Origin of the sequence: Lutibacter litoralis (assembly GCF_014646675.1) — a bacterium.
Lineage (GTDB): Bacteria > Bacteroidota > Bacteroidia > Flavobacteriales > Flavobacteriaceae > Lutibacter > Lutibacter litoralis.
The window spans coordinates 17,100-29,755 of sequence record NZ_BMNS01000001.1 but is presented as its reverse complement, the minus strand read 5'-3'; the positions used below and the strand labels follow the sequence as shown (position 1 = coordinate 29,755).

Below are 12,656 nucleotides of genomic sequence, written 5' to 3'. Positions count from 1 at the left end.
TGCTACAGCCAAAAAAACTCCGACTTTTCAGTTGTACAAATTATAACTCTAAACAGTTAGTAGTAATAAAAAATAATTTTTTTAATGATACGGCGACCACCGAGATCTACACGAAAATTATAATAATGCAGTTAATAATTTAGCAGAAGCGATAAATAGGTATGCAGAAGTAGTTTCAAAAAATATTAGAAATCTTAAAGATAAAAATGAAAGAGTAACTTTTTTAAAAAATATGAAAGCGCCTCCTTCAATTAAGATTTTAAAAAAGGTAAATGAAATTGCAATCGAAAGAGAAGATTATGAAACGTGCGAAGCTTTGGCAGAATACACTAAAGCAAGAGGATTAGAATTATAAAAAAGTGAACCAGAAAATACAAAAGGTATTTTATATTTTTACCAAGAATCGAATAAGTTAATTGCATGTATCCTTTTAAATCAAGGCCGTAAAAGATGTTTGTTGGCATTTAAGTACATTGTTTAGCAGAACAAAGATCCAAGTTGAAAAACTTATTAAAAAAGTTTCATCAAGATTAAATGTTTAATAATAACAATTTTCCCAGCTCAACATAAACTTCTTACATTTTATATAGAAATTTAGTATCTTTGAAGTAATTTCAATTAGTAAGTTGTTATGGTGCAACAAGTAACAAATGGTATAAAAGTTTCAGTTAAATCTAATTTCGAAGGCACGAGTTATCGAAATTACAGGTTGTACTATGCTTTTAGTTACCAAGTTACCATAGAAAATCAAAGTAATGAAACGGTGCAATTATTGGCTCGTCATTGGAAAATTTTCGACTCACTGAATAATACCGAGATTGTTGAAGGATCGGGTGTTATTGGTAAAAAGCCAATTTTAAAACCTTCAGAAGTGCATACATATACATCTAATTGTTTCTTAACTTCTCCCATTGGATCTATGAAAGGGTATTACAATATGGTAAATTTTACAACTTCAAAAATGTTTAAAGTTTACATACCAACTTTTCAATTAATGGTTTCAAGTATTCACAACTAAACAATGAAATTTAATTTAGTAAAATTTAAGCCTAAAGTAAATCAAGTTAAGGGTTTAGATTGTTTAAATTGCGGACAGCCACAAACGGGCAATGAAAATTTTTGTTCATATTGCGGTCAAAAAAATTCCACAAAAAAACTAAGTTTTGGGGTTTTTGTTAACAATATATTTTCAGGATTCTTTTCGTATGATTCTCGTTTTTGGACCACATTTATTCCCTTATTAACAAAACCGGGTAAAGTTTCTAGACAGTATATTGAAGGAAAACGCGCACGATTTGTAAATCCGTTTCAATTGTATTTAAACGTATCTATTATCTTTTTTATAATTTTAGGAATTTCAAATAAAGTAGATGATGTTAAAATTCCGATAGATGATATGGTAGATGTATCAAAACTTGGGGATTCCATTAAACAGGAAAATCATATTAAAATAGACTCTATAAATAAAGAAACTCAAAAAGGAATTATAGATACATATACTAACGATTCTACTTCGGCAAAAGTAATTGCTAATATTGGAGATGTTGTTAAGTTCGCAGAAACGTTAGAATCGGATAAAGAAAAAAAGCCGTATCAATACCAAATTAAAAAGAACCCTAAAAAACCAATTAGTACTTGGAATAAATTAAATGATTTTCATCATTATTATTCCGAGCAACCTAAATTATCAAATGAAATTGCTTTGGATAATTTAGGATATGAAAAAACTTTTTGGAATAAATTCTATTACCAGCAAGTTATAAATGGAAACAAAAATTATAAAAAGATAAAAGAAGATAGTGGAAAGGATTATGTAAATAAATTAATATCGCACGTATCAATTGCTCTATTTATTTTTCTACCCGTTTTTACATTGTTTTTAATGATAATTTATTGGCGTAAAAAATTCACGTATATGGAACATTTGGTATTTGTATTTAATACTCAAACGGTTTTCTTTTTATTGTTAAGTATCTTTTTGTTAATAGGTTTAGTAGTGGAAATAGAAAATGTTGCGGGTGTATTTTTACTCTTGTTTTTAATTTATTTATACAAAGCAATGCGTAATTTTTACCAACAAAGAAGGTTTAAAACATTTGTAAAATATATACTTTTAAACAGCTATTATCTATTTTTAGCATTTGTAGGGTTTATAATTGTGGCAGTAATTTCTTTTACTGCAAGTTAAATTAAAAGTGAGCTAATTTTAGCATCTACAACATCTTCATAAAACATCTCAATCTCTCGATTTTGTTTTTTTATTGAAGTAATACTAACAGTTTGAACATGTGGACGTTTCATTAAAATAGACTGCGCTTTAGTTCCAATTTCAGAATGATGAAATTTTAAAATACTCTCTGAAGTAAATTCAGTATCAGAAAGCCATTTTGTAAACCAGTTTTGTCTAATCTTTTTAAATTCATCAGAATATAATGTAGAAGAAGACCAAATTTTAGGTTCGTTTTTAAGCTTGGTAAAATGCTTTTCATGTGCATCCCAAACAAGTTCAAACAAGTTTAAATTATTGTTGTTCCAATCAACAAGAACCATTGTAAAAGGTTCAATATTGGTTAAATTAAGTGCTTGAATATAGGCTTCTAAATTGTCGCATTTTAAAATTTCTTTTGCTATAATTCCCCTGCTTTTTTTATAACTAGTTGCTCTTTTGTGTTTTGTAAAGGCGCCATTTAAAACACAAACCAACCTGTTTTTAGAGCTTGTTCCAATCCAAGTTCCACCTGCCAATATATCCTTCGGAAACACCATTTCAATACCGTTTTCTTGGTATTTTTTTGGAGGAATTGTTTCTCTAAGTGGGGTTTCATCACGATTGGATGTTAAAATAAAACCACTTTTTTTTAGAGGTAGAAAAGTAACGGTACACATACTATCAAAAATTGAATAATCAGTATTAGTTTCAAAAATAAATAAGTCAATACTATTTTGTAACTTTGTAGGCAAATTTAAACTAAAAATTTATAAAATAATATTAATATGGCTTCAGGATTTTATAATGTACCAAAGGCGGTAAATGAACCAGTAAAATCTTATGCTCCAGGTTCTCCAGAGCGTAGACTTTTATTGGATACTTACAGAAAAATGTATAATGAAAAAGTGGATATTCCATTTTACATTGGAGGAAAAGAATTTAGAACTGGAAACACAGTTGATATTCATCCACCACATGATCATAAGCATTGTGTTGGACAATACCATACTGCTGATAAAGAACATATTGAGTTGGCAGTTGAAAAAGCTGCGGAAGCAAGAGTAAAGTGGGCAGCTACAAGTTGGGAACACAGAGCTGCAATTTTCTTAAAAGCAGCAGATTTATTAGCAGGACCTTTCCGTTATAAAATGAATGCAGCAACAATGATTGCGCAATCTAAAAATGTGTACCAAGCTGAAATTGATTCGGCTTGTGAGTTGGTAGATTTTTTACGTTTTAACGTAGAATTTATGACCGAGATTTACAGCAATCAACCAGTTTCTTCACCAGGGATTTGGAACCGCATGGAATACCGTCCGTTAGAAGGTTTTGTATATGCAATTACGCCATTTAATTTTACTGCAATTGCTGGTAATTTACCAGCAGCCCCAGCATTAATGGGGAATGTAATTATTTGGAAACCAGCACGTTCTCAAGTGTATTCTGCACAAGTAATAATGGAATTATTTAAAGCTGCAGGTTTGCCAGATGGCGTTATAAACATGGTTACAGGAAACTCTGGAACTATTACAGATGTTTTATTAAACAGTCCAGACTTTTCAGGAGTACATTTTACAGGTTCTACACCAGTATTTAATAGTTTCTGGGAAACTATAGGAAAAAATATGAATACCTATAAAACATACCCAAGAATTGTTGGTGAAACGGGAGGGAAAGATTTTATTTGGGCGCATCCAAGTTCAAACGCTCAAGAAGTTGCTACAGCAATTTCGAGAGGAGCTTTTGAATATCAAGGACAAAAATGTTCGGCTGCTTCAAGAGCTTATTTACCTAAAAGTTTATGGCCTGCGATTAAAGAAGCCGTAATTACAGATGTAAAATCTTTTAAAATGGGTACTCCAGAAGATCCTACAAACTTTATAAATGCTGTAATTGATGACAGAGCTTTCAAAAAATTATCAGGTTTTATAGACCAAGCCAAAGCAGATGTTGATGCAGAGATTATTGTTGGTGGTGGTTACGATGATGCTGTTGGTTATTTTATTGAGCCAACTGTAATTGTTACAACAAACCCTCAGTATAAAACAATGTGTACTGAATTATTCGGCCCAATTATTACCATTTATATTTATGAAGATAACCAATGGGAAGAAATTTTAGATGTTGTTGATAAAACGAGTGAATTTGCATTAACAGGTGCTATTTTTAGTGGAGATAGATATGTAATTGACATTGCAACTAACAAATTAGAAAACGCAGCTGGTAACTTTTATATTAACGACAAACCAACAGGAGCCGTTGTAGGTCAACAACCTTTTGGTGGTGCACGTGGATCTGGAACTAACGATAAAGCAGGTTCTGTTTGGAATTTATTGCGTTGGGTTAGTAACCGTACAATTAAAGAAACTTTTGTGTCGCCAACAGATTATAGATATCCGTTTTTAGGTGAAAGTACTATAGAAACTGTTGAAAAAGAAGTTGAAGGTGCTATTGAAAGATTGAAAGACTTTGGTAAAGATTTATCTGATAAATTCAAGAAATAGTATAAATATATTGAATAAAAAATGCGCCAATTGGCGCATTTTTTATTTGTAGTAGCGATTTATTTTAAACCGCTTCAAAACTATCTGCGCCATCTATCAATCCAATTAATTCTTGTGGATTGTGAATAATGGTTGGCATATGTTGCGGACAGATATAAAACTCACTTTCTTGATAATAAAATTTTGTTACAGGTATTTCTGTTGATGCTTTTTTACAAACTAAACATGCTTTAACTTGATTCATAATCTAATAATTTTAATTTAAGACAAAAATATCTTTTATTTCTAATTTAAAAACTAATAAATGTCATATTTATCTTTTCTTCAAAGGAATATGAACCACTTTTTTAGTTTCAAAGAAAGTATCTTCAAAATAATCTGTTAAATCATAAAGTGTTGCATTTGGGAAATTTGCCAATTCGTCAGTTAAATCGCCTCCTTTTAAATATAAAATGCCATTTTTAATTTCGTGATGTTGTTTTTTTACAATCTTTTTGCGAGTCCATGCTACAAAATCGTCCATTTTAGTTACAGCTCTGCTTACAATAAAATCAAATTCACCTTTTACATTTTCAGCTCTAATTTGTTCGGCTTTTACATTTTTTAAACCCAAAGCTTCTGCAACTTCTTTTACAACCTTTATTTTTTTTCCAATAGAATCAACTAAATAAAAATTGGTTTCTGGAAATAAAATTGCCAACGGAATTCCAGGAAAACCACCTCCTGTACCAACATCTAAAACTTTAGAGCCAGGTTTAAAAGGTTGTACTTTTGCAATACCTAAAGAGTGCAATACGTGTTTTGTATATAATTTATCAATATCTTTTCTGGAGATTACATTTATTTGGGCATTCCAAAATTTATACAATTCCTCTAGTTTAGAAAATTGATGTTTTTGAGTTTCAGAGAGATCAGAAAAATGATTTAAAATTGTTTTCATAAGTGTGTAAAATAATTGGTTGTAAAATTACTATTTCAAAAATTAAATTAACACCTTTTCAAAAATTGTTATATTTTTCCCAAAAGTTCTTTTAAAAACTTAAAATGGTGTAATTTTGGCACATACGTTTATATATATAAAAAGTAGTATGAATAGTAATCAAACAATAAGCTTTTCACGCAATGATAAAGCTAAATTTTTTAGAACTCTAAATAAAAGAGTGAATACTTATTTTAAAGAAAATAAGATTAGACGTACTGGTAATTGGAAATTATATACAAAAGCAATTATTATGTTTGCTGTATTTTTAGTTCCATTAGTTTTAATTTTAACAGTACCTATGCCGCAGTGGGCATTACTTTTATTAACAGTTGTTATTGGTATTGGAATGGCAGGTGTTGGTATGAATGTGATGCATGATAGTAACCACGAATCTTTTTCTAGTAAAAAGTGGGTAAATAAATTAATGGGAAGCAGTATTTATATTTTGGCTGGGAATGTTTATAATTGGAAAGTGCAACACAATGTTTTGCATCATACTTTTACAAATATTCAAGGGCACGATGAAGATATTGATGCCGGTAGAATTATTCGTTTTTCTAAACATTCTAGATGGTTGGGAATTCATAAATTTCAAAAATATTATTCCATATTTTTATATGGTTTATTAACTATTAATTGGGCAATTACTACCGATTTTAAACAAATGCATAATTATTTAAAACGTAAGCTTTCTTATGGCGATTTTCCAAATCCAGCAAAAGAATGGACTGTTTTAATAATTACAAAAATTATTTATTATTTATTATGGATTGTACTTCCATTAGTTGTTTTAGACATCGCTTGGTGGAAAGTATTAATTGGTTTTTTTGTAATGCATTATACTGCTGGAATGATTTTAAGCGTTGTTTTTCAGTTGGCACATGTAGTTCCAAAAACTGAAATGCCGTTGCCAGATAAAGAAGGTAATTTAGAGCATACTTGGGCAATTCATCAGTTATATACAACTTCGAATTTTGCGCCAAAAAATAAGTTTGTTTCTTGGTATACAGGTGGTTTAAATCATCAAGTCGAACATCATATTTTTCCACATATTTCTCATATTCATTATGGTAAAATTGCTAAAATTGTAAAAGATACTGCAAATGAGTTTAACTTACCTTATAATGAGTATAAGACATTTAGAAAAGCAATAATAGAACATTTTAATCAATTAAAAACATTAGGTGTAAAGCCTAAGTACGCTTAAATTATTTAGGTTATGAAAGATCAATTATCAAACAGAATTAACAGTTTACCAGTATCAGCAACATTAGCAATGGCTGCTAAAGCAAGAGAATTAAAAGCAGTAGGAAAAGACATTATTAGTTTAAGTTTAGGAGAACCAGACTTTAATACACCAGACTTTATTAAAGAAGCGGCAATACAAGCTGTTCACGATAATTACAGTTCTTACAGTCCTGTCGATGGATACGCAGATTTAAAAGATGCAATTATTACAAAATTTAAGCGTGATAATAATTTAGACTATAAACCAAGCCAGATAGTTGTTTCAACAGGAGCAAAACAATCAATTGCGAATGTAGCAATGGTATTGCTAAACCCGGGAGATGAAGTATTATTACCAGCACCATATTGGGTAAGTTATTCTGCAATTGCAATATTAGGCGAGGCAACATATAAAGAAATTCCTTCTTCTATTGATACAGATTTTAAAATTACTCCTGAGCAATTAGAGTCAGCTATTACGCCTAAAACAAAAATGATTTTCTTTAATTCGCCAAATAACCCAAGTGGTTCTATTTATAGTGAAGCTGAATATAGAGCATTGGCAAAGGTAATTGAAAAGTATCCAAACATTTATGTGCTTTCAGATGAAATTTATGAACACATAAGTTACGGAGAACCAACCTTTAGTTTTGCAGCAATTGAAAGCATGTACGACAGAACAATTACTGTAAATGGTGTGGCAAAAGCATTTGCTATGACAGGATGGAGAATTGGTTATATTGGTGCGCCAGAGTGGATTGCTAGAGCTTGTAATAAAATTCAAGGTCAAATTACTTCAGGAGCAAACAGTATTGCTCAAAGAGCTACAATTACCGCTTTAGAAGCACCTGTTTCAAAAATTAAATATATGGTAGATGAATTCCATAAACGTAGAGATATGGTATTGGATTTATTAGGTAATATAGAAGGATTTAAATTAAATAAACCAGGCGGAGCATTCTATGTTTTTCCAGACGTTTCTTTTTTCTTTGGAAAAGAGATTAAAGGACATAAAATTGAAAATGCAACAGATTTTTCGTTATTCTTATTAGAAGAAGCAAATATAGCAACGGTTACCGGTGAAGCTTTTGGAGCGCCAGATTGTATTAGAATGTCTTATGCAGCATCCGAAGCACAATTGCGTGAAGCAATTACAAGAATTGAAAAAGCCTTGGCTTAAAACAATCTAATTTTATTTAACAAGAGGCTGTTTAAATCGTTTTAAACAGCCTTTTTTTTTTTGACTACAATTTTTTATTTAAATAGCATAGTTTATAAGGATTGTTAATTATAAGTAAATTTTGTACATTTAAGTATTATTAATTTAAAAAGAGAATAATATGGCTGTAATGAAAGTTATTGAAGTAATGGCAAGTTCTGAAGTAAGTTGGGAAGAAGCTACTAAAAAAGCAATTGCACACGCTTCTAAAAGTGTAAAGCATATAAAATCTGCTTTTGTTCAATCGCAAAGTGTTGTTGTAAATGATAATGAAGTTTCTGAATTTAGAGTGAATGTAAAAATTACTTTTGAAGTAAAATAAACCATTTTTTTATTACAAAAAGAGGCTGTTTAAAAGTTTGAAATAAGTTGTTTAATTCGTTTTGAGTAACAATAGGTTTCACTTTTAAACAACCTCTTCTTTTATTAATGGCTCGCTATGAATTAAATTTTTATGTTATATTCTAATAGTTATAACAGTTTTAAGTTATAAAAAAATCTACCAAAAAACATGTCAAATCACAAATTCACCAATAGTTTAATTAAAGAAACAAGCCCTTATTTATTGCAACATGCTCACAATCCAGTAAATTGGTACGCATGGAATAATGAAGCCTTAGCCTTAGCAAAAAAAGAGAATAAATTATTATTGATTTCCATAGGGTATTCATCCTGCCATTGGTGCCACGTTATGGAGCTCCAAAGTTTTGAAGATGAAGAGGTTGCTACTGTTATGAACTTGAGTTTTATAAATATAAAGGTGGATAGAGAAGAGCGCCCAGATATTGATCAAGTTTATATGAATGCAGTCCAATTAATGACGGGTAGAGGAGGATGGCCACTAAATTGTATTGCTTTACCAGACGGAAGACCAATTTGGGGAGGTACTTATTTTCCAAAAGAAAATTGGATTAAAGCGCTAGAGCAATTAAGTAATATGTATAATGAAAAACCAGAAGAAGTAATTGATTATGCAGTAAAATTAACAGCAGGTATAAAAAACACAGATTTAATTCCTTTAAATACAAACCAAAAAGAATTTTCAGTTTCACAATTACATAGTGCCGTTCAGGAATGGAAACAAAACATGGATTTTGATTTAGGAGGAAGAAAAGGTGCTCCAAAATTTCCTATGCCAAATAACTATAGTTTTTTACTGCGTTATGCAATACAAGCAAATAATTCTGAAATATTAGAGTATGTAAATACATCTTTAACCAATATGGCTTATGGAGGAATTTACGATCAAATTGGAGGAGGCTTTTCAAGATATGCTGTTGATAAAAAATGGCATGTACCTCATTTCGAAAAAATGCTGTATGATAATGGACAATTAGTAAGTCTATATTCAGAAGCGTACCAAGCAACTAAGAACGAATTGTATAAAAAGACAGTATATGAAACGATACAATTTATTGAAAATGAGTTGACCGCAGAGGATGGTGCGTTTTACTCTTCATTAGATGCAGATAGCATTAATACAAAAGGAACCTTAGAAGAAGGTGCTTTTTACGTTTGGACTAAGGATGAATTAAAAACGATTTTAAATGATGACTTTGAATTGTTTTCACAATATTACAACATAAATTATTATGGGTACTGGGAACACGATAACTACGTGTTAATTAGAAAAAAAAGTGATAAAGAAATTTCCGAAACGTATTCAATTTCAACTTTAGAATTAGAAACTAAAGTTGAAACTTGGAAAAAAATATTATTAAAAGAACGTTCAAAAAAAGAACGACCTAGATTAGATGATAAATCGCTAACTTCTTGGAACGCCTTAATGTTAAAAGGGTATGTAGATGCTTACAGAGTATTTAACGAACCACATTTTTTGGAAGTTGCTATAAAAAATGCCACATTTATTTATACAAAACAATTGCAAGAAAGCGGAAACTTAAATCATAGTTATAAAAATGGAAGCAGTACCATAAATGGGTTTCTAGAAGATTATGCAACTGTAATTGACGCTTATATTTCTCTATATGAGGTTACTTCAAATGAACTTTGGCTAACCACGGCAAAAAAATTAACAGACTATAGTTTAGATCATTTCTTTGATGAAAAAAGGAAAATGTTCTATTTTACGTCAGATGAAGATGCAGATTTAATAACACGTAAAATGGAAATTGAAGATAACGTAATCCCGGCTTCAAACTCTATTATGGCAATTAACATGTTTAAATTAAGTCATTATTATTCTAATAGTTATTTTTTAAAAACAAGTGAGCAAATGCTTCATAATATAGAGGATAAAGTTCTAAAATATGGTTCTGGATATTCAAATTGGTTACAATTGATGTGTAACTTCGCAGGTAGTTTTTATGAAATAGCGCTTTCAGGAAAAGATTTTAAAAATAAGCTTATCGAGCTGAATAATAATTACATACCAAATAAATTAATTGCAGCAAGCACAAAAAAAAGTGCAATTCCATTAATGGAAGGAAGATTTAATGAGCTTGAAACCTTAATTTATATTTGTGTTGATGGAGCTTGTCAATTGCCCGAAAATAATGTTAATAGTGCGCTAAAACAACTAAAAATTCATTTTTAAATGGGTATTCTTATAACTTTTGTAATAATTTTGGTAGCAATAGAACATATTTATTTTATGATTTTAGAAATGTTCTATTGGGATAAACCCAAAGGATTAAAAGTTTTTGGAATGAAATTGGAGGATGCGAAATTTTCGAAAACCTTAGCCAAAAATCAAGGATTGTACAATGGGTTTTTAGCTGCTGGACTTATTTGGGCACTATTTAATAATAATTTTAAAGAAATTGCACTTTTCTTTTTAATTTGCGTGACAATTGCTGGTATTTATGGGTCTTACACAACAGGTAAGACAAAACTATTTTTAGTACAATCTATCCCAGCAATAATCGGAATAATTTTAATTTTAATTAAATAATATAAATATAATGGATTATCAAAAGTACTTAGATTTAACAATTGCATTTGTTGAAAAAAATATTGGGAATGTAATTGTAGCATTTATAATTTTAATAGTAGGTTTTTGGCTTACTAAAAAAACTGTAAAAGTTATAAGAAAACTGATGGAAAAAAGGGGGGTTGATATAACTCTTCAAAAGTTTCTAGGAGATTTAATAGGCTGGATTTTAAAAATATTAATTGTTATAACTGCCATTTCGCAAGTTGGAGTTGAAACAACCTCATTTATTGCAATTTTAGGAGCCGCAGGTTTGGCGGTTGGTTTAGCACTGCAAGGTTCTTTAGCTAACTTTGCTGGAGGTGCGTTAATAATGATATTTAAACCTTTTAAAGTAGGCGATTTTATTGAAGCTCAAGGGCACTCTGGTACTGTGAAGGAAATTCAAATTTTTGTAACTAAATTAAATTCACCACAAAATAGATTGATAATTCTACCAAACGGAACATTGTCTAATGGTAACATAACTAACTATTCGGAAGAGAATGTGGCTAGAGTTGATTTATCTTTTGGGGTTAGTTATGATGCAGATATTAAGCAGACAAAAGAACTATTGATGAAGGTTTTATTAGATAATCCTAAAGTTTTAAAAGAACCAGCGCCAGCCGTAAAACTATCTGAATTAGCTGATAGCTCAGTTAATTTCGTGGTAAGACCCTGGGTTGCTACTGAAGATTACTGGACGGTGCATTTTGAAGTTTTAGAAGCAACTAAGTTAGCATTAGATAAAGCAGGTATTGAAATTCCTTATCCTCATCAAGTTGAGATAAGAAAATAAGAACTTATGAAGTTAATATATTGTATTTAAGAGTTTTATATTAATTTTTTAGCAGTAGTAACTACAAAATCTTTTAAATAAAATGGTTCAAAATAAGCGACATCTTCGATGTCGTTTTTTTTGTACTTCTGATAAGAAAGTATAGACATTTCATTTGCAGAAGGGAATTTACCATCAATAAAAATAGCATTTTTATGTGTAATTAGTGCTTTGCATTTTTGAGCACCATCACCTAAAAAATAAACGGTATTTTTATCTAAATATTCATTAAAAGAGGTTTCATCAATAATTTCAGCTTGTACATTTCTTATGCTGTTATTGTTTTTATAAACCGCACTATATACTTCCATTCTACGGGCATCTAAAAGTGGAATTACATAACTGTTTTTAAAAGTAACGGATTGTGCCAAAGATTGCATTGTATTTACTGAAATAAGCGGAACGTTTAAAGCAAAACAAAGCCCTTTTGCGGCAGAAACTCCAATCCTTAATCCTGTATAAGATCCTGGACCTTTACTAACTGCTATAGCGTCTAGATCAGATATTGATATGTTTGTATCTACTAGTACAGTCTTAATAAATTCATGTAGTTTTTCTGCATGAGAGTAACCACCATCGTTTAATTCTTTTAAAGCAACAGTTTTGCCATCTTTTGCTAAACTAACTGAGCAATTTTTGGTTGCAGTTTCAATATTTAATAAATACGCCAAATTTTAGATATTTTGTTGCAAATATACTTAATGTGCTATAAAACAAAACATCCAATTTGCAAAAAAAATTGGAT

At 30.2% G+C, this 12,656-nt stretch carries 14 protein-coding genes; 10 read left to right on the top strand and 4 right to left on the bottom strand.

The window, feature by feature from the left end:
• The first annotated feature begins 232 nt into the window (after positions 1-232).
• The 3 genes from IEW75_RS15865 (at position 233) to IEW75_RS00130 (ending at position 2,188) form a co-directional block, all read left to right on the top strand.
• A complete protein-coding gene (locus IEW75_RS15865; protein WP_262890330.1) occupies positions 233-355 on the top strand; it encodes a hypothetical protein in 123 nt (40 codons plus the stop codon).
• Between the two features lie 276 nt (positions 356-631).
• Entirely contained in the window at positions 632-1,018 is a 387-nt protein-coding gene (gene apaG / locus IEW75_RS00135) for a Co2+/Mg2+ efflux facilitator ApaG/CorD (RefSeq protein WP_134248020.1), read from the top strand.
• Positions 1,019-1,021: 3 nt separating this feature from the next.
• A complete protein-coding gene (locus tag IEW75_RS00130; RefSeq protein ID WP_134248019.1) occupies positions 1,022-2,188 on the top strand; it encodes a DUF3667 domain-containing protein in 1,167 nt (388 codons plus the stop codon).
• Here IEW75_RS00130 and IEW75_RS00125 read toward each other — a convergent pair.
• Entirely contained in the window at positions 2,185-2,961 is a 777-nt protein-coding gene (locus IEW75_RS00125; protein ID WP_229714355.1) for an NRDE family protein, read from the bottom strand. The two genes, IEW75_RS00130 and IEW75_RS00125, sit on opposite strands and share 4 nt — an antisense overlap.
• A gap of 33 nt (positions 2,962-2,994) precedes the next feature.
• Between IEW75_RS00125 and pruA the strand changes: the two genes are divergently transcribed.
• On the top strand, positions 2,995-4,713 hold the full coding sequence (pruA, locus tag IEW75_RS00120) for an L-glutamate gamma-semialdehyde dehydrogenase (RefSeq protein WP_134248018.1): 1,719 nt from the start codon (positions 2,995-2,997) through the stop codon (positions 4,711-4,713).
• Positions 4,714-4,777: 64 nt separating this feature from the next.
• Here pruA and IEW75_RS00115 read toward each other — a convergent pair whose 3' ends face one another.
• Together IEW75_RS00115 and rsmG are read right to left on the bottom strand one after the other, a co-directional pair.
• A complete protein-coding gene (locus IEW75_RS00115; RefSeq protein ID WP_134248017.1) occupies positions 4,778-4,957 on the bottom strand; it encodes a hypothetical protein in 180 nt (59 codons plus the stop codon).
• 69 nt (positions 4,958-5,026) lie between these two features.
• Positions 5,027-5,653, bottom strand: coding sequence for a 16S rRNA (guanine(527)-N(7))-methyltransferase RsmG (gene rsmG, locus IEW75_RS00110; protein ID WP_134248016.1), 627 nt, complete (start codon positions 5,651-5,653; stop codon positions 5,027-5,029).
• Positions 5,654-5,801: 148 nt separating this feature from the next.
• Between rsmG and IEW75_RS00105 the strand changes: the two genes are divergently transcribed.
• The 6 genes from IEW75_RS00105 (at position 5,802) to IEW75_RS00080 (ending at position 11,872) form a co-directional block, all read left to right on the top strand.
• On the top strand, positions 5,802-6,902 hold the full coding sequence (locus tag IEW75_RS00105; protein ID WP_134248015.1) for a fatty acid desaturase family protein: 1,101 nt from the start codon (positions 5,802-5,804) through the stop codon (positions 6,900-6,902).
• Between the two features lie 12 nt (positions 6,903-6,914).
• Positions 6,915-8,102, top strand: a complete 1,188-nt coding sequence (locus IEW75_RS00100) for a pyridoxal phosphate-dependent aminotransferase (protein WP_188703930.1) — start codon at positions 6,915-6,917, stop codon at positions 8,100-8,102.
• Between the two features lie 160 nt (positions 8,103-8,262).
• Entirely contained in the window at positions 8,263-8,463 is a 201-nt protein-coding gene (locus IEW75_RS00095) for a dodecin family protein (RefSeq protein WP_134248014.1), read from the top strand.
• Between the two features lie 189 nt (positions 8,464-8,652).
• The gene (locus IEW75_RS00090) at positions 8,653-10,698 is read left to right on the top strand and encodes a thioredoxin domain-containing protein (protein ID WP_134248013.1); all 2,046 of its coding nucleotides are present in this window, start codon (positions 8,653-8,655) and stop codon (positions 10,696-10,698) included.
• Positions 10,699-11,055: a DUF1304 domain-containing protein gene (locus IEW75_RS00085; protein WP_188703929.1), complete on the top strand. Its 357-nt coding sequence runs from the start codon at positions 10,699-10,701 to the stop codon at positions 11,053-11,055.
• A gap of 10 nt (positions 11,056-11,065) precedes the next feature.
• Complete coding sequence (locus tag IEW75_RS00080; protein WP_134248012.1) at positions 11,066-11,872, top strand: mechanosensitive ion channel family protein; 807 nt, start codon at positions 11,066-11,068, stop codon at positions 11,870-11,872.
• A gap of 35 nt (positions 11,873-11,907) precedes the next feature.
• Here the strand turns inward: IEW75_RS00080 and tsaB are convergent, their stop codons facing one another.
• Positions 11,908-12,582 carry a tRNA (adenosine(37)-N6)-threonylcarbamoyltransferase complex dimerization subunit type 1 TsaB gene (tsaB, locus tag IEW75_RS00075; protein WP_134248011.1) on the bottom strand — a complete coding sequence of 225 codons (675 nt, stop codon included), beginning with the start codon at positions 12,580-12,582 and terminating at the stop codon, positions 11,908-11,910.
• Between the last annotated feature and the right edge of the window lie 74 nt (positions 12,583-12,656).